The organism is Odoribacter sp. N15.MGS-14, assembly GCF_000980245.1.
Classification (GTDB): Bacteria; Bacteroidota; Bacteroidia; order Bacteroidales; family Marinifilaceae; genus Odoribacter; species Odoribacter splanchnicus.
Window position 1 is genome coordinate 1928 of record NZ_LARE01000060.1, and the last position, 18391, is coordinate 20318.

13 protein-coding genes and 1 pseudogene are annotated in these 18391 nt (G+C 43.6%); 8 read left to right on the top strand and 6 right to left on the bottom strand.

What is annotated here, in order from left to right; translation table 11 throughout:
• Nucleotides 1-188: 188 nt before the first annotated feature.
• A complete protein-coding gene (locus tag WS34_RS15870; protein ID WP_353743267.1) occupies nucleotides 189-338 on the bottom strand; it encodes a DUF3307 domain-containing protein in 150 nt (49 codons plus the stop codon).
• 921 nt (nucleotides 339-1259) lie between these two features.
• Between WS34_RS15870 and WS34_RS11570 the strand changes: the two genes are divergently transcribed.
• From WS34_RS11570 to kdsA, 5 genes are all read left to right on the top strand, one after another.
• Nucleotides 1260-3371: an HRDC domain-containing protein gene (locus tag WS34_RS11570; protein ID WP_046404974.1), complete on the top strand. Its 2112-nt coding sequence runs from the start codon at nucleotides 1260-1262 to the stop codon at nucleotides 3369-3371.
• 79 nt (nucleotides 3372-3450) lie between these two features.
• Nucleotides 3451-4347, top strand: coding sequence for an ROK family protein (locus tag WS34_RS11575; protein WP_046404976.1), 897 nt, complete (start codon nucleotides 3451-3453; stop codon nucleotides 4345-4347).
• 60 nt (nucleotides 4348-4407) lie between these two features.
• Nucleotides 4408-5457 (top strand): DUF2776 domain-containing protein, encoded by a 1050-nt coding sequence (locus WS34_RS11580; protein WP_046404978.1) that lies wholly within the window; start codon nucleotides 4408-4410, stop codon nucleotides 5455-5457.
• 61 nt (nucleotides 5458-5518) lie between these two features.
• Nucleotides 5519-6790, top strand: a complete 1272-nt coding sequence (locus WS34_RS11585; RefSeq protein ID WP_046404997.1) for a replication-associated recombination protein A — start codon at nucleotides 5519-5521, stop codon at nucleotides 6788-6790.
• Between the two features lie 35 nt (nucleotides 6791-6825).
• A complete protein-coding gene (kdsA, locus tag WS34_RS11590; RefSeq protein WP_046404980.1) occupies nucleotides 6826-7629 on the top strand; it encodes a 3-deoxy-8-phosphooctulonate synthase in 804 nt (267 codons plus the stop codon).
• A gap of 82 nt (nucleotides 7630-7711) precedes the next feature.
• On the opposite strand, the gene WS34_RS11595 is transcribed toward kdsA, so the two are convergent.
• The 4 genes from WS34_RS11595 to WS34_RS11610 all read right to left on the bottom strand — a co-directional run bounded on the left by WS34_RS11595 (nucleotide 7712) and on the right by WS34_RS11610 (nucleotide 14307).
• Nucleotides 7712-8989: a hemolysin family protein gene (locus WS34_RS11595; RefSeq protein ID WP_046404982.1), complete on the bottom strand. Its 1278-nt coding sequence runs from the start codon at nucleotides 8987-8989 to the stop codon at nucleotides 7712-7714.
• A 558-nt stretch (nucleotides 8990-9547) separates the two neighbouring features.
• The gene (locus tag WS34_RS11600; protein ID WP_046404984.1) at nucleotides 9548-12031 is read right to left on the bottom strand and encodes an endonuclease MutS2; all 2484 of its coding nucleotides are present in this window, start codon (nucleotides 12029-12031) and stop codon (nucleotides 9548-9550) included.
• Nucleotides 12032-12162: 131 nt separating this feature from the next.
• Complete coding sequence (locus tag WS34_RS11605; RefSeq protein ID WP_286693742.1) at nucleotides 12163-13230, bottom strand: DUF1573 domain-containing protein; 1068 nt, start codon at nucleotides 13228-13230, stop codon at nucleotides 12163-12165.
• Between the two features lie 21 nt (nucleotides 13231-13251).
• Nucleotides 13252-14307: a DUF1573 domain-containing protein gene (locus WS34_RS11610; protein WP_046404986.1), complete on the bottom strand. Its 1056-nt coding sequence runs from the start codon at nucleotides 14305-14307 to the stop codon at nucleotides 13252-13254.
• 254 nt (nucleotides 14308-14561) lie between these two features.
• Here WS34_RS11610 and rpsO point away from each other — a divergent pair, with 254 nt between their 5' ends.
• Together rpsO and pnp are read left to right on the top strand one after the other, a co-directional pair.
• Entirely contained in the window at nucleotides 14562-14831 is a 270-nt protein-coding gene (rpsO, locus tag WS34_RS11615; RefSeq protein WP_046404989.1) for a 30S ribosomal protein S15, read from the top strand.
• A 105-nt stretch (nucleotides 14832-14936) separates the two neighbouring features.
• Nucleotides 14937-17216: a polyribonucleotide nucleotidyltransferase gene (gene pnp / locus WS34_RS11620; protein ID WP_046404991.1), complete on the top strand. Its 2280-nt coding sequence runs from the start codon at nucleotides 14937-14939 to the stop codon at nucleotides 17214-17216.
• 92 nt (nucleotides 17217-17308) lie between these two features.
• On the opposite strand, the gene WS34_RS11625 is transcribed toward pnp, so the two are convergent.
• Nucleotides 17309-17860 (bottom strand): RNA polymerase sigma factor, encoded by a 552-nt coding sequence (locus WS34_RS11625; protein WP_046404993.1) that lies wholly within the window; start codon nucleotides 17858-17860, stop codon nucleotides 17309-17311.
• Nucleotides 17861-17969: 109 nt separating this feature from the next.
• Between WS34_RS11625 and WS34_RS11630 the strand changes: the two are divergent.
• Nucleotides 17970-18391, top strand: a pseudogene (locus tag WS34_RS11630) (DUF4880 domain-containing protein); the annotation flags it as partial.

The following is an 18391-nucleotide window of genomic DNA, read 5'->3' on the forward strand; positions in this document are numbered from 1 at the left end:
TGTTTCTCTTTAAGATAGCGAAAAGAGATTCCGGTACTCATCAAAAAATGTACTAGCTGGCCTGTAACAAAAGTAAAAACGGCCGTTGAAGGCTATTTTTGACTTGATTTGATTTTCAATCCATCGACCAGATAATGCATCACGGTAATCCTTAAAACATAAGGAGCAAAGTTCCATGAAAAAGTAAATCACCAAGGTAATCCGAATACCAGGGTTATATGTCCTCCAGGTGCAGGTGAACCAAAGGCTTTCTTTGACTTAGCACAACACATTCGATCGTTCTGAAACCAAAAATCAGCCAAGCTGTGGGCTTCAATCAGGAAGATAACACTCCACATAATCCTCTTTACTTAAACGGACATAACTTTTCGGATATGCTGTTTCTATTAATTGCTTAAAAACGAATAATCCCTCTCTGACTTTTTCTTTGTTAGCAGTTGTCAAAGTAGTCGAACCGATAATATCTCCCTGAATAGCAATAGAATGCTTTGTGTTATTATGTTGTTATTCAAATATCCAATATTTATTATTTAGTTTAAAAATTAAGTCGTAAATTCACTGATTTTATCGAAAGTCGGCATATTCATAGACTCTCGATAAAATCAGATTTAATCTTTTATTTCCGGGCAACCTTTTGGTCCTCTGGCTTTCAGTGGCATATCCTAAGCAACCATGGTAGTTCTTGTTTCTATACAGGATTCGAATCTTTTAATTTCATAAATACTTGCCATAGTTTGAACTAGGCGGGGCTGAGAAATTTGCGGGGACGGAGGATAAGTTTTTAAGATCGCTATTACCTATTCTGTTTGTTGTCCCTTGGGCTATGGTGCCGTCGGTGACGATACATAGTCGTTTCGAAGATACTGGCCGGCGTCGCTGTAACGTTCCAGTATCGTTTTTGAATCGACTCTGATGTTGCGAATCTTGAGTGAAACTCTAGTCAATCCCTTAGAAGGAGTTTTCTTGTTTAATAAGTCGAATGTCTGGATTCCGATGTATATATTAGCCTTATAGGGTGGCTGATTCATAAAACATTTCTAATTTATATTCTATACAGAATAACTTGCGAACAAGTTTTACGGCTTGGTCTATTTTATTATTTTGTTTAATTGAACGTTTGCTTTTTAAGGTTATTCTTTACAGGGGATAGCTTTGATTTTTGAAGCTAACTTCCTGTAGTTTTTTGTAAAATTGTCGGAAATTTATTCGGCTATGGCCTTAAATTTCGTAATTTTGTAAAAATATGATGTTGCGTCGATATGGAAACGAATCCCCAATTAGAGCTTGCTTTTAATTTTTTGGAATATACCGGTACCAGTATTTTTTTGACCGGTAAAGCCGGTACAGGAAAAACGACATTTTTGCGGGAATTGAAGCAACGTTCGCCTAAACGGATGATTGTTGTCGCTCCTACCGGTGTGGCTGCGATCAATGCCGGGGGAGTTACCATTCATTCTTTTTTTCAATTGCCTTTCGGGCCTTATATTCCGGGGAGGACCGAAGAAAACCAGTCGGGAGAGAAACGGTTTAACCATAAATTCGGCCGGGATAAAATCAATATTATCCGGAGTATGGATTTGCTGGTCATCGATGAGATCAGTATGGTCAGGGCGGATTTGTTGGATGCCGTGAGTGATATGCTCTGCCGGTACAGAGACCGGAGCAAACCATTTGGTGGGGTACAGTTGTTGATGATCGGCGATTTGCAGCAATTGGCACCTGTCGTGAAAGAAGAGGAATGGGGGATGTTGAAGCATATTTATCCGTCTCCTTTCTTTTTTTGCAGCAGAGCCTTACAGACGGTCTCGTATCAGTGTATCGAATTGACTCACGTATACCGGCAGTCGGATTCGGTGTTCATTCATTTGCTCAATAAGATCCGGGATAACCAGGCGGATCTGGCTACTTTGAAGGCCTTGAACAATAGGTATATACCCGGATTCAATCCGGATGATTCCGAAGGATATATTACGCTGACGACTCATAACTACCAGGCTCAGCAGATCAATAACCGCAAACTCGATGCGATTGAAGAAAGGGCTTATACCTATTCGGCGGAAGTGAAAGACGATTTTCCCGAATACGCTTTCCCGACAGATCAGCATTTGGTATTGAAAAAAGGGGCTCAGGTGATGTTTGTGAAGAATGATTCGTCGTCTGAAAAACGGTATTATAATGGAAAAATCGGACGGATTACAGCGATCAGTGCAGACAATATTCTGGTGAGATGTGGGGGCGAAAAGGACGCGATTACGGTAACCCGGGAAGAATGGACCAATACCAAATACAGTATCGATGCTGAAACACAGGAAATTTCAGAGACTGTCGCAGGCAGTTTTAAACAATATCCCTTGAAAACGGCCTGGGCGATTACCATTCACAAAAGTCAGGGATTGACTTTCGAGAAAGCTATTGTCAATGCGGGAGCTGCCTTTACTCATGGGCAGGTGTATGTTGCTTTGAGCCGCTGTAAAAGTTTGGAAGGATTGGTCCTTGGAACGCCTTTACGTCCCGAGGCTTTGATCAATGATCAGGTGGTGAAGCATTTTACGGATGAAGTTTCCCGGAATCAACCCGGACCGATGCAGCTGGAAGAGGCACGCAGGACCTATTATTTGCAGTTGTTGAAAGAACTGTTCGATTTTAGTGGTGTCCTTAAACGCTTGCAACATGTGGCCTGGGTATTCGGAGAACATTTGTGGAAACTCTATCCCGAATTAACCAAACGTTGCCGGGAAGTCAGGGAGTTGTGTCATAGTGAATTGACAGAGGTAGGTGAAAAATTTCAGATGCAGCTGGAGCGTCTGGTCGAAGGGGCAGCAAATTATGAAACCGATCGGCAGGTCGGGGAAAGGGTAGCCAAAGGGGTAGCTTATTTCAGCGAACAGACCGGCCGGAATATTGTTACCTTCTTAGAGAGTGCACATCCCGAAATCGATAATAAAGATGTACGTAAAACAGTCGAGGAAGCCTTGGAGAAATTGAGACAGGAGGTAGGAGTGAAGATGGAGACCCTGGAGGCAGTGAAAGAAGGGTTTGAAGTGAAAGCCTATTTAATGGCGAAAGCAAAGGCTGTATTGGAAAAACCAAAACCCCGGACCAGGAAGACTACCGATAAGGTAGAGGTAGGGGAAGATGTTTTGCATCCGGAATTATACAATGCCTTGCGCTTGTGGCGAAAAGAAGAAGCTATGCGTCTGGGGTTGCCGGCCTATACCGTTTTGCAGCAGAAAGCTTTGCTGGGAGTGGCCAATACGCTGCCGACAACAGGGAAAGAATTACTGGCTATACCGGGGATCGGAAAAAAGGTCGCGGAGCGTTATGGAGTTACCTTACTGGAAATTGTGGATCATTACCGGCTGAATATTTAAGGGATAGAAATTTGATATGTGGAAATAAATTTTCACATTTGTACTTCAATGAATTACTAAACTTATAAAAGAATAGATAATGGAAGATATTTATGTGCTAGGTGTGGATATCGGAGGGTCACACATTGCTTGTCAGCTTGTTAATTTGAGCGACTGTAGTTTGATCGAAAATACGTATGCCGAAGTTAAAGTGGCTGAAAATCAAAGTGCCGGTATTATTCTGGCTGCCTGGGAGAAAGCATTGAAAGAGTGTATGGGTAAGGCTGCTGGTAAGACTATCCGTGGAATCGGAGTCGCTATGCCATCACCTTTTGATTTTGTGCAGGGAATCGCCATGGCCGATCATAAATTCGCTTCTCTGAAAGGATTGAATATCCGTCAGGAATTGAGCCGTGTTACAGGCATCCTGCCGTCCTCTATTTTATTTACAAACGATGCCGCTGCTTTCGGTATGGGCGCATGGAGATTGAACGGAAGCCGTGACCGTCATTTGATCGGAGTGACTTTGGGTACCGGTTTCGGGGCTTGTTTTATCGTAGACGGTTGTTATGCTACGTATGGTCCAGGAGTGCCTATCGGAGGAGAATTGTGGAATTATCCCTTCCGTGGGGTGATCGCTGAGGATTATGTTTCTACCCGCTGGTTCGAGAAGCGTTTTGCCGAATTGACCGGAGAGACGGTCCAAGGGGTGAAAGGAATGATCGATTTATACCAGGCCGGTAAATATAAGACAGAGACCGAGCAGGTCTTCCGCGAATTTTCGAATTCTTTCGGAGAGATCATGGTGCCGTTTATGACCCGGTTTAATGCCGATATGCTAGTAATCGGAGGAGGTATGGTACTTTCCGAACAGTATTTCCTGCCTTTGATCAGTCAATATATGAAAGCCAACGGGATCAATGCTTCTATCATGACTGTCGCCGATACAACGACGGCAATTATTGCAGGAGCTGCTGCTTTATGCGACTTGATATAAAAGAACATTTATCCGGAGCTTTCCGTATACCGTGTGAGTTTAATTTTCAAATATTGAATTATGAATCACGGTATCAGTATTTTGTTTCGGGCAATTCCCGTTGTGATGGCATTTATTTGCTTTTTTCTCGGCGGGTTTATTTTTTTGTATGGAGATGATGAGGCCAGGCAGGTTGCCGGGCCTGTTGTGTTTTTTCTGGGAGCTATTTGTCTGGCTTTGTTTGCGACTGCTGCAACCATTATCCGGCAATTGATCCATAAATTCCATACGGTTTTAAAGTATATTATTCCTGGTTTCGGATATGTTGTAGCCTTCTTAACTATAGCATTGGGGATTTGGATTTTCGGTTCTGCTGAAAATTCCAATTTCATTGTTTCCGGCCATGTGGTGGCCGGAGTCGGTTTGATTGCAGCTTGCGTTTCTACGGCAGCGACTTCTTCTACAAAATTTTATTTGATACCGGCCAATTCGGCCAATCCGACGTATGAAGTCAATAAAGAAGGTTTTTCTGCAATGACGCAGAATGTGCTGATCGGTTTGACTGTATTGTTCTCCCTGATTGCCTGGATTTGGGCGATTGTATTGTTATCCCGGATCGGTGAAGGGGCTTATTTTTTGGTAGCCGGGACAGTGATGGGAGGGTTGGCCTGTATTTGTACCAGCTTGATTGCTTTGGTAGCCAGTATCGCTAAACAGATCCGGAATACTTATGGAGAAGGTGACCGTAGAAATTGGCCGAAACTGGTATTGGTGATGGGAATGGTGGCTTTTATCTGGGGCTTGGTGGTCATTCTTGCTATGGTTGGGAATGTAGCCAATACCACCGGTTTCATCATGATGGGCTTGGGCTTGGTTTGTTTCAGTATCTCCAGTAAAGTGATTTTGTTGGCCAAAGTGTGGAAACAGAGTTTTGCTTTAGCCAACCGGATTCCGTTGATTCCGGTGCTGACCGCTTTAATGTGCTTGTTTTTAGCTGCCTTTCTGTTTGAGGAAGGGTTGTATGACAATGCATTTTTTGTTCCGGCCCGGGTATTGGTGGGGTTAGGAGCGATCTGTTTTTGCTTGTTCTCCATCGTGAGTATATTGGAGAGCGGCACTTCTAAAAAATGAGAGTGGATACAGGAGAATGAAAGATTTAATCCGTATCTTTGTAAAAAGATACGGATTTTTTATGGAGAATAAACCTTTAGCAGAGCGACTGAGGCCCAAGACGCTGGACGATTATATCGGTCAGCAACATTTGGTGGGAAAAGGGAAAGTGTTGCGTAAGATGATCGAATCCGGGGTGGTTTCTTCTTTTATTTTATGGGGACCGCCGGGAGTCGGGAAAACGACTTTGGCCATGATCATCGCCGAACAGTTGAAACGTCCGTTTTATGTCCTGAGTGCTGTTAGTTCGGGGGTAAAAGATGTGCGTGAAGTGATACAAAAAGCAGAGAGCCAGCGTTTTTTCAACACGCCTAATCCGATACTTTTTATCGATGAAATCCATCGGTTTTCCAAGGCACAGCAAGATTCTTTGTTGGCTGCTGTCGAAAAGGGAACCGTTACCTTGATCGGAGCTACGACCGAGAATCCTTCGTTCGAGGTGATCTCGCCTTTATTGTCCCGTTGTCAGGTATATGTCTTGAAGTCTCAGGAAAAAGCCGATCTGGAAAGCCTGATAGACCGTGCCATTACGACCGATTTTTATCTGAGAGAAAAGAATATCGTTGTCAAAGAGAAAGAAGCCCTGATTTCCTTTAGTGGCGGGGATGCCCGTAAGCTGTTGAATATCCTGGAATTGGTGGTGAATGCTCAACCGGGACCGGAGATCATCATCGATAACGATACGGTACGTAAAGAGTTGCAGGAAAATCCGCTGATGTACGATAAAGATGGCGAGCAGCACTACGATATTATTTCTGCCATGATCAAGTCGATCCGGGGAAGTGATCCGAATGCGGCTTTGTATTATATGGCCCGGATGCTGGAAGGGGGAGAAGATCCTAAGTTTATCGCCCGCCGTTTGCTGATTTCCGCCTCCGAGGATGTCGGATTGGCTAATCCGAATGCGATGTTGCTGGCCAATACCTGTTTCGATATTGTCCATAAAATCGGTATGCCTGAAGCCAGAATTCCCTTGTCGGAATGTGTGATTTATCTGGCTACCTCTCCCAAAAGTAATTCGGCTTATATGGCGATCAATGAGGCGATGGCGACGGTGAGACAAACCGGAAACATACCGGTTCCGTTGTATTTGCGGAATGCTCCGACCAAACTGATGAAAGAACTGAACTATGGGAAAGATTATAAATATGCCCATGATTATCCGGGTAATTTTGTGGAAATGGAGTTTATGCCGCAGGAGCTGAAACAGCATATATTTTATAAACCTCAGCAAAATGCTGCTGAAATGAAACTACTGGAAAGGCTGAAAGCCTGGTGGAAAAAGAAATATTAACTTGAAATTGGTGTTGACCATAAAATCCTATATTTATGAAAATATTGAATGAAATAACCGGACAAGAGATGTTTTTTTTGTTAGCCGGTCCTTGTGTCATCGAGGGCGAAGAGATGGCACTCAGGATAGCGGAACATGTTTCCGAGCTCACCGATAAATGGGGGATTCCTTATGTTTTCAAAGGATCTTTTAAAAAGGCCAACCGTTCCCGTTTGGATTCTTTTACAGGAATAGGGGATGAAAAGGCTTTAAAAATATTGGCGAAGATCCGGAAAGATTTTCAAATACCGGTGGTGACGGATATTCATAGCCCTGAAGATGCTGTTATGGCTGCCGAATATGTCGATATCCTTCAAATCCCGGCATTTCTCTGCCGGCAGACCGATTTACTGGTAGCGGCTGCGAAAACAGGCCGGATGGTGAATATTAAGAAAGGACAGTTTTTATCTCCCGATGCCATGCGTTTTGCTGTCGATAAAGTGCGTGAATCCGGAAACGAGAATGTGATGGTGACCGAGCGGGGGACGACTTTCGGATACCAGGATTTGGTGGTCGACTATAGAGGGATCAGCATCATGCAGCAAGGGTGCCAGTGTCCTGTTGTCGTCGATGTTACTCATTCTCTGCAACAACCCAACCAGAGTTGTGGGGTGACCGGCGGACAACCCCAGTTGATCGAGACCATCGCTAAAGCCGGAATAGCTGTCGGAGCCGACGGCATCTTTATCGAAACTCATCCTGATCCGAAAAATGCGAAATCGGACGGTGCGAATATGCTGCGTTTGGATTTACTCGAAGGATTGCTGGAGAAATTGGTTCGAATCCGCAAAGCGTTATAAATGGACTTTAGAAGATCGTTTCAGGCTCGATCGTACTTTTGGAACCGATCGAGCCTGAAAAGCAATTCGTATAAAATTTTTGTTATTTATCGTGTCTCTTGCTAGATACCAGTATTTTATCGATACGGGCACCGTCCATGTCGACGATCTCGAACTCCAGCTCGTGCCAGGAAATTTTCTCGCCGGTATGGGGGATGTGTTCCAGCAGATGCAGGATCAAGCCGCTGATGGTGTTATAGTCGTATTCGGGATACAGGCATTCCATATCGATGTATTCCAAAAATTCATAGAACGAGCATTGGCCGTCGACCAATAGGGAGCCGTCGTCGCGGCGGATGATTTCAGGTTCGTCGTGGCTTTCGGTGATTTCTCCCAGCAACACGTCTACGATATCTTTTAAGGTGACGATTCCCTGGATGCTGCCGAATTCGTCGGTTACCAATCCGTATTTGATGTGATCGGATTTCAGATGTCCCAGCGTATTGTACACGCTTTGGTTCTCCGGAAAGAACTGAGCCGTGCGTAAGATATCGGCTAGCTTGAAGTCCGGTTCGTCTAAATGGCTGAAAAGATCTTTCAGGTACACCACTCCTTCGATATGGTCCAGTTCATCGTGGGCTACCGGATACACCGTATACACATTCTCTTTCACTTTATTCCGGATCGATTCGGCGGATTCGCCGATTTCCAGCCAGATGAGGTCACTGCGGTGGGTCATGATAGAACCGATTTTACGGTCGCCCAGGTTGAAAACTTTTTCTACAATGTCTTGTTCGACTTCCTGGATTTCACCGTCTTCGGTACCTTCCTGAATGATTGCTTTAATTTCTTCTTCGGTCACTTTATTTTCGGTAGAAGTATGAAGTCCGGTGAGCCGGATAACCGCTTTGGTACTGGCTGAAAGTAACCAGACGAAAGGAGAGGCGATTTTGGACAATACTTCCATGGGTCGGGCAATCAACCGGGCGATTTTTTCCGGTGCATTCATTCCCAGATGTTTCGGCACCAGCTCTCCCAATATTAAGGTCAGATAGGTGACCAATATAACGATGATCCCTTTCGCTAAAGTGAGGCTATGGGCCTGGGGAATCCCGATTGTTTCCAGCCAACGGGCCAGATCTCCGGCTAAAGCTTCTCCCGAATATAAACCGGTCAGAATACCGATCAGGGTGATCCCGATTTGTATTGTGGATAAAAAACGATCCGGCTCATTGGCCAGACGCAGGGCGGTTTTCGCAGTCTTACTTCCTTTTTTAGCTGCTGTTTCTAAACGACTTTTACGGGCAGATACCATGGCAATTTCCGACATGGATAAAATGCCGTTTAAAAGAATTAATCCTAAAATAATAATGATTTCCATAAATAATGTCTTATTCTGTTTCAAATATAATGGTATTTTATCAACTATCTGTTTCATTGACTTGTTTTTAGATTTTTTTGAAGGTTATTATGAAGTTTTTTCCAAGGGGAAAAGATTGGATGAAGCGGAAAAACAGAAACAGATACCAGCGTTGATTTGTCTGTAAAGCAAGATCGGGTGGCAGAGTGAAAGAACAGATATTGCAGGCTTTAAGAGAACGTGGGGGCTTAAAAGTGGATTTGAAAGCGACAGAATAGAAACTGATGACAATCTAAAAATGTTATGGTAGTGATATATATATTTACATTTATAAACGTAGGTTTTAGTTGTTTAGAAACTTTCAGTTTGTTTAGACTCACTTCGTTCCTGTTGAGAGAGCCTATGGCTCTGTTGAGAGAAAACTTCTGTTTTCTGATTTTTAATTGTCAGCCGAAGACGCTCAACAGAAAATCCCAAGGATTTTATCTCAACAGAATCGAAGATTCTCTCAACAATTCCATCGGAATTCTAAACAACTAAAACCTACGTTTAGGGTAAACATGTATATAAATGCCAATATTATATATCTAATTTTACGACTGTAATTCCGGCGCCTCCCAGTTGTATTTGTTCGTCTCCAAAGGAAGCGACGAGCGGGTTGGTACTGAGATATTGACGGATCAGTTGCCTTAAAGCCCCTGTTCCGGTGCCGTGTAGTAGCCTTACTTCTTTGTAATTGAGCATAACGGCTTCGTCGAGGAAGGTGATCACTTTTTGCAAAGCTTCCTCTCCGCGCATTCCCCGAAGGTCGATATCGGGTTTGAAGTCGAAACGTTTCTGGCTGATATTTTCCCGGATGTTGGCATATGAGGCTTGGGGTTGGGTGCGGGCCACTTTCTTGGCCTGACCGGCCGATGCTCTTTTCAGTTGGGAAAGTTTGGCCGTCGTTCTTATATTTCCTAAAGCGATGACCGCATTTTTGTCGTTGATTTCAAGAATTTCTCCGATGGCTTTGTTGGGCAGACTGACAAAATCCCCTTTCTGTAGAGGGAGTTCGGTTGCGGTGCCGTCGGAAACCGACGTAGAGCCGGAGACTTTATTTTTGATCTTTTTACTTTTTTCCCGGTTTTGCAGTTTCTCCATTTTTTTCCGGATCCGTTCTTCCTCAGCACTGGCTTGTTCGGAGAGCAACCGTTCTTTTTCGGCCTCCATTCTTTGCCGGATTTCTCGGGTCTTTTCTTTTTCTGCTTGATTTTCGCGAATATCCCGGATGGTTTGCTCGATGGTTTTATTGGCCGAATTGATGATTTCCTGAGCTTTTTGTTGGGCTTCTTTGATGATCTCTTTGCGTAAGCGGGAAGCTTCGGTCAATTCCTGGCTGTATTTTTCGACGACTTCATCGAGTCGTTTCTCATTTTCGTGAATGCGTCTGCGTTTTTCCTCCCAGTAACGCTTGTCCCGGGCGATATCTTTCAGATGTTTGTCGTAATTAATATGGTCTTCACCGATTTTCGAGGCAGCGTCTTCCAGTATTTCTTTGGGAAGACCGATCTTTTTGGCGATTTCAAAGGCAAAGGAAGAGCCCGGTTTCCCGATACATAACTCGAATAAAGGCAACATCCGGTGGCTGTCATAAAGCATGGCTCCATTTTCGATACCGGCTGTTTCCGCTGCAAAATGTTTCAGGTTGGTATAGTGGGTCGTGATGACCCCTTTCACCTGTTTTTGATTGAGGGTTTTCAGGATGGCTTCGGCTATAGCCCCTCCCAGCATAGGTTCTGTCCCGGTTCCGAATTCATCGATCAGTATCAGTGTATTTTCATCTCCGTAGCGGAGAAAATTTTTCATGTTGATGAGGTGGGAGCTATAGGTACTCAGATCGTTTTCAATGGATTGCTCGTCGCCCATGTCGATGAGTATTTTTTTGAAAATACCGAACCGGCTTGCTTCACTGACCGGTACCGGCAGACCACATTGAAACATATATTGCAATAAACCGGCGCTCTGCAGGCATACGGATTTACCCCCCGCATTGGGACCTGATATCAGAATAATCCGTTGGGTTTCATCTATTTCTATTTTCAGGGGGACGATATTTTTATCGGTATTTTTCAGGCTGAGCCATAAAAGGGGATGCCGGGCACCGTACCAGAACATTTCCGGACGCTCGCTGAAAGCCGGGACGGTTGCTTCTATATAGAGTGAAAAAGCTGCTTTAGCCCGTACAAAATCGATATAAGCCAGAAAGTCGTAGGCCGGAATCAAATCATCGACATAAGGACGCAGGTCTTCGGCAAACCGACGGAGGATCCGGGTGATCTCCCGTTTTTCTTCCAATTCCAGTTCCCGGATTTCATTGTTGGTTTCGACGATCTCGGCCGGTTCGATATAAGAGGTTTTACCTGTGGCTGATTCGTCATGGACGATACCGTTTATTTTTCGTTTATAGGCAGAAGGCACAGGAATAACCATACGACCGTCCCGGATGGCGATGGAGGTGTCTTTTTCTGCCCACCCTTCTGTCTGAGCTTGTTGTAATAAAGCCTGCATACGCCGGGAGATACCGTTTTGTTTCCGTTGAAGACGATGGCGGATATCTCCCAATTCAGGAGAAGCCGTATCTTTTATGCTTCCATGGCGGGATACGATGGAATCGAGACGTTGCAAAATATAGGGGAATAATTGGATTTCTCCGGCTTGGGCCGTTAAACGCGGATACCGCTCGCCTTTGCCCTGGAAAAAACGAACAATGGCCGTCAGGGATTCCAGCGATTGCTTGAGAGCGACCATTTCGGCCACTTCCAGAAATAAGCCCTCTACCCGTATTTTGTTCAAAAAAGGGCGGGCATCACTGAAATGATCACCGGGAAATTGGTCTTCTTCTTCCAGGATAGACATAAATTCCCGCGTCTCTTCCAGGCGTTTCCGGATTTCTGTCGGTTCAGCAGAAAATTTCATCGCTTCTACCAAATCCCTGCCCATATCACTCAAACAATTTTTTTGAATGAATTGCCTGATCTTATCAAACTTAATCTTACTTTCAAAATTTTCCGGATAAACCATTTCGTGCATTTTATTACAGGACAAAAATAAGGAAAAAAGTAAAAGGTTAAAAGTAAAAGGTAAAAGGTAAAAGGATTTCACTTTTTACCTTTTACTTTATACCTTTTACCTTCTATTTATCGCTTTTAGCTTTATTTTACGTTTCCGCTTATTATTAAGGTGTTTTCAGGTTGGGAAGGATCGTTGGTGATTACCGTGATCGATTTATGCTGACGTCCGGATTTGCCGGTGGAGTCGAAAGTGGCCCGGATGGTTGTCGATTGACCGGGCTGAAGTTCTTTTTGACCCATGGTAACGGCAGTACAGCCACAGCTGGCTTTTGTTTTCCGGATGAACAGGATACTTTTTCCTGCATTCGTTAAAGTAAAATCACAACTGGTTTTTTCTCCCTGTTTGATTTCTCCGAAATTACATTCTTTTTTATCGAATTTTGCCACCGGAGCATTGGCTTTTTCTTTTTTGCTCAGTTTGCTGAAATCTTCACTGAGTTCCGCGGTAACGGATAAACGGTTGCTATATTCTTTAGAGCCATTAACGGACAAAATGAGGCTTTCGTAAACATAACCGTAGTCGTTGGCTTTGGGGGCATCGAATGTGACAATAATCTTTCCTTTTTTACCCGGAGCTACTTGTGCCGGTTCGAAAGTGGCCTGCAGGTGGTTGGATTTATAAATGACTCCCAGGCTTACAGCTTCTTTGAGGGTATTGTAATATTCCAGCGTATCTGAAGCGACTTGCCAAGTGTATACTTTCCGGAAATTGATGTTATTATTTTTGAATTTCAGACCATTCATATTGTATTTATACAGTAATTCCGGTTTGGAAGGATTATCGACCAGATTTCCTGTCAGAGTCAATTCTTTACGTGCAGGATTCGTATTGGAATAGACCATAATCCGCATGTTGAAATTTTCCTGTAATTGCATCGGAGTGAATGTGATTTTTATATCACAACTTTTACCAGGAAGAAGCGGACTTTTGGGCCAATCGGCTTTCAGTAGGCTGGTCATGGGAGTGACGCGGGTAATGATGACCGGTTGGTTGCCTGTGTTTTTAACCGTATAAACCACTGTCGCCGGCTGATCGTCTGCCTGTAGATTTTTTAAAGTTTGCTGGGGTTGCTTTATTTCAAGCACTCCCTGGGCAAATACGGTAAACGTAAATAATAAAGTGGATATAAGTGAAATAAAATATTTCATGACTTCGGATTTTAATTTTTTTTATTTCAGATTCCCGATCAATTTATAAGTCACAATCGGATTGTGAGGATCATTGGTCGTGAATTGGATGACTTTAATTAATTTTTTGGCATTCCCGGTTTTCACGCTCAGATTAGCTTTGATTTTTTTTCCCGGTTTGACTGTATATCTGGAAGCTGTGACCGAAAGATTGGGATCTGAAGTTTTTATTTTACGAATGACCAGTTCCGATTTTCCGGTGTTCTGGATCGTGAATTCATGGGTGTAGGTAGTGTTTTTATCCAGATCGTTCAGGGTATATTCCGTCTCCGATAAGGAAATCTCAGGAGCCTTTTCAAAATTGCCGTTATAGTGAGAGAAATCTTCACTAATGGTTGCTGCAACGGTAATATCTCCGGTCGTTTTATCGTTTACCTGCACCTGAATTTTATCGGTAACAAATCCCCAGTCGTTCTTCTTGGTTGCATCGTATTTGATCAAAATTGTGGCTTTTTGATCTTTAGTCAAGGTGGTAGGACTGACACTTACCGTCAGATGGGGATGTTCACTGATTACCTGAATTTGGGCAGGTTTATTTTCGCTGTTGATCACCTCTATTTTCCGTTCCAGTACCTGGGTGTTTTTTATCGCCCCCAGGTTGATCGTGTTGCTCGTTAATTTTAACGCTCCTGCATTAAATTTATACTGATCGTACGGGCCTACCGGTTTACGGGTAACATTACCCCGTATCGTTAACGATACGACCGAATTGGAAGCATTGGAATTGACTGTAATGCTTTTAACGAAAGCACCCGGACGGTTGCGAGGATCGAAAGATACTTTGATGCTGCCTGTTTGGCCGGGAGCTACCGGTTCTTTGCTCCATTCCGGTGTCGTACAACCACATCCGGCCCGTACATTAGTCAGGATCAAAGGAACATTTCCTGTGTTTTTAAATGAAAAATCAAAAGTTGCTTTACCGGCATTTTCATTGATTGTGCCGAAATTGTGGGAGGTGGTTGTAAAATCGATTTTAGCTTTCTGAGCAAAAACCAAAACAGGCATTAGGGCCACCAACAAAAAAATAAATCTTTTCATCCGTCGTAATTTTATATCATCTTCTAAATTTCATACACAAGGTGAATAGGGAAGATTTTCCCTATAAGCTATAAAAACCTACAAATGTAAAAATAATTTTCAAGTTGTACCAACCCCGTTTTGAGAATTCCTTTCTATGATCTAAATACCTATATTTTTATTACGAATTACTGTCGCATTTCTTTGTAATTCCGGGAATAAAGCCTATCTTTGCGGCGTTTTAACGATATTAATCATTTAAAGAATTAAAAACCATGTATTTATCAGCAGAAAAAAAAGAAGAGCTTTTTTCTCAATACGGGAAGTCTAATAAAGATACTGGTTCTGCGGAATCTCAGATAGCTTTATTTTCCTACCGTATCAGCCATTTGACAGAACATCTGAAAGCCAATCACAAAGACTTTGGTACTCAGAAAGCATTGATCAAATTAGTTGGAAAACGCCGGGCATTGCTTGACTATTTGAAAGACCGCGACATTGAAAGATATCGTGCTATCATTAAAGCTTTGAATATACGTAAATAAAAATACGTTTTCCCAAGCCCGGCGACAACCGGGCTTGTTTCTATCCTCCCTCCTCCCTCCAAAAAAGAATTCCGTTAAAACATTTTATTTTTTAACCGTTAAGTTATTATGAACGTTATTGAAAAGAACATTACTCTGGCTGACGGAAGAGTAATTACGCTGGAAACCGGCAAATTGGCAAAACAGGCAGATGGCGCTGTGATGCTGAAAATGGGCAATACGATGTTGCTCGCGACTGTGGTTTCTGCTCAGGATGCAGGTCCTGATGTAGATTTTATGCCCTTGTCTGTAGATTATAAAGAAAAATTCGCTTCTGTCGGACGTTTCCCGGGAGGTTTTACGCGGAGAGAAGGAAAATCTTCGGATTACGAAATATTGGTATCCCGTTTAGTTGACCGGGCATTGCGTCCTTTGTTCCCGGACGATTATCATGCAGAGACTTTTGTACAGGTAACCCTGTATTCGGCCGATGAAGAATCGATGCCGGATGCATTGGCGGGACTCGCTGCATCGGCTGCTTTGGCTGTCAGCGATATCCCTTTTCATGGGCCGATCTCTGAGGTACGGGTTGCCCGCATCCATGGAGAATTTGTGATCAACCCGACGGCTTCCGCTCTGAAAGAGGCCGATCTGGATATCATGGTCGGAGCTACCTATGAAAATATTATGATGGTAGAAGGCGAGATGAACGAAGTTTCTGAAAAAGAAATGCTGGACGCCATCAAGTTTGCACATGCAGCTATTAAAGAACAGTGTGTAGCTCAGCAAGAACTGGCTGCTGCTGTCGGAAAAGAGAAACGGACGTATTGTCACGAAGTGAACGATGAGGAACTCCGTAAAGATATTTGGGACAAGTGTTACCAAAAAGCTTATGATGTTGCACGGCAGTGTAATGCGAACAAACACCTGCGTGGCGAATTGTTAGATAATGTACGGGCCGAATACCTGGCTTCTCTGCCTGAAGAAGAGCAGATCGAAAAAGCCATGTTGGTGGGACGTTATTACCACGATGTGGAAAAAGAAGCGATGCGCCGGATGATTCTGGACGAAGGGGTACGCCTGGATGGACGTACTACAGAACAGATTCGTCCGATCTGGTGTGAAGTAGGCTATCTGCCCGGACCTCACGGATCTTCGATCTTCACCCGCGGTGAGACACAGTCTTTGTCGTCTGTTACCCTCGGAACGAAACTGGATGAGAAAATAATCGACGAGGCTACTATTCAGGGAAAAGAAAGATTCTTGTTGCACTATAATTTCCCGCCGTTCTCGACCGGAGAGGCTAAAGCTTCACGGGGAGTAGGACGTCGTGAGATCGGTCATGGAAACCTGGCTTTACGGGCATTGAAACGGATGATCCCGGCAGATTTTCCTTATACGGTCCGCGTGGTATCCGATATTCTGGAATCCAACGGTTCGTCTTCTATGGCTACCGTATGTGCCGGAACGCTGGCCTTGATGGATGCCGGTGTGCCGATGAAAAAACCGGTGACAGGTATCGCTATGGGATTGATTACCGATAAAGGTTGCGCGAAATATGCCGTATTGTCCGATATCCTGGGCGACGAAGATCACCTGGGAGATATGGACTTCAAGGTAACAGGAACCCGTGACGGTATTACCGCTACCCAGATGGATATCAAGGTAGACGGGCTTTCCTATGAAATTATGGAACAGGCTTTGGAACAAGCAAAACGTGGACGGATGCATATCATGGATATCATCACCGAAACTATGCCGGCCCCGCGTGAAGACCTGAAACCGCATGCACCCCGTATTGTTACCGTTACTATCGATAAAGATCAGATCGGTGCTTTGATTGGCCCCGGAGGAAAGATTATTCAGGATATTCAGGAAAAATCAGGTGCTACGATCAATATTGAAGAGGTTGGTAATAAAGGTATTGTCGACGTTTCCGCTACCAATAAAGAATCGATCGATAAGGCTTTGGCGCGGATTCGGGCTATCGTTGCAAAACCGGAAGTTGGCGAAGTGTACGACGGTGTTGTAAAATCGATTATGCCTTTCGGTGCTTTTATCGAAATCCTGCCGGGAAAAGACGGTTTGTTGCATGTCTCTGAAATTGATTACAAACGCATCGAAAAAGTAGAGGATGTATTGAAAGAAGGCGATCATATTCAGGTGAAATTACTGGAAGTAGATCCTAAAACCGGAAAATTACGTTTGTCACACAAAGCATTGCTGCCTAAACCGGAAGGTTATCAGGAAAGACCTGAGCGTCCGCGTGGCGAAAGAAATGATCGGGGTGAAAGACGTGAACGCCCGGAAAGATACGATCGTGGCGAAAGACGCGAACGTCCTGAACGTCGTGAATCACGGCCTGAAAGAACAGAAAACAACCAGGAGACTGGTAGTGAAGAATAATAAATACGAAGTGATTTATTGCCCGGAATCAGTCTTGATTCCGGGTTTTTTTATTACTTGTTATATCTATCCTCCTGTAATGACCTTTTGGATCAAAGTCCAAAGAGGATAAAATGTAAATTTTCTCTCAATAAGGAAATGGCCCGTTTATAGTGAGTTTTGCATGTAGATTCGGCAATACCGAGCTCAAGAGCAATTTCCGGTAGTGTTTTACGTTCCACTGCATGTTTCAATAAAACTTCCCTTTGCTTGTCCGGGAGGCGATATAAAATTTCATTCAACCGACGGAGGAGGTTTTCATCCGGTTCATTGTCCATCATATTGGAGAAAAGCAAAGCTTCTATCACTTTATTTTGGTTATGATCCCGTATTTTTAGATCCCGTATATATTTCAGACAAGCATTTCGAACAATGGTGAGTAAATAAGTGATCACATTACGTTCTGCATCATATCGGTGTAAGTTGCACCATAGAGAGAGAAAAGACTCCTGAACGATATTTTCAGCTTCTGTCCAATCGTAGGTATATCGCATTGCGTAAGATTGTAAATGGTGAAAATATTCCACATACAAATAACGAAATGCTTTTTCATCCCGCCCTTTTATTCTACGTCCAAGATCTTTTATGTCTAGCTTCTCGCTCACTCCATATAATTTTGCTGCAAAGTAAATAATTTAGTTCGTATGAAAAAAATCATTTTTGTGTCCCCCATTTGGGGATCGAGTGGATATATATGTGAAAAATATCGAACTAATGAAAAAGGAAACCTATATAGATTGGGATATCTTACTGCGACGAATGAACGAGGGACTTTCCGAAGAAGAGGAAAGGAACTTTGAAGCTTGGTACAGATCGGATGAGAAACATCGGGCTTATTATGAACGCGTTGTTTCCGAATGGAATCATGAAACCTTACCGGAACGTGATTTGTCTCGTATCTTATCAAAATATGATTCGTTGATTCAATCGCGGAAAATCCTGCGTCGATCGGTTATCCGCCGGAAAATTCTACGTTGGAGTGTGGCTGCCGTATTGCTTATCGGAGCCGGCACTTTATGGCTTATGCAGGAATTTCAGCCGACAGATCTGCCGTTAACTACTTTTACGAAGATCGTTCCTGGGCAAAGTAAAGCTTACCTTGTCATGTATGACGGAACAAGTATTCGTCTGGATAA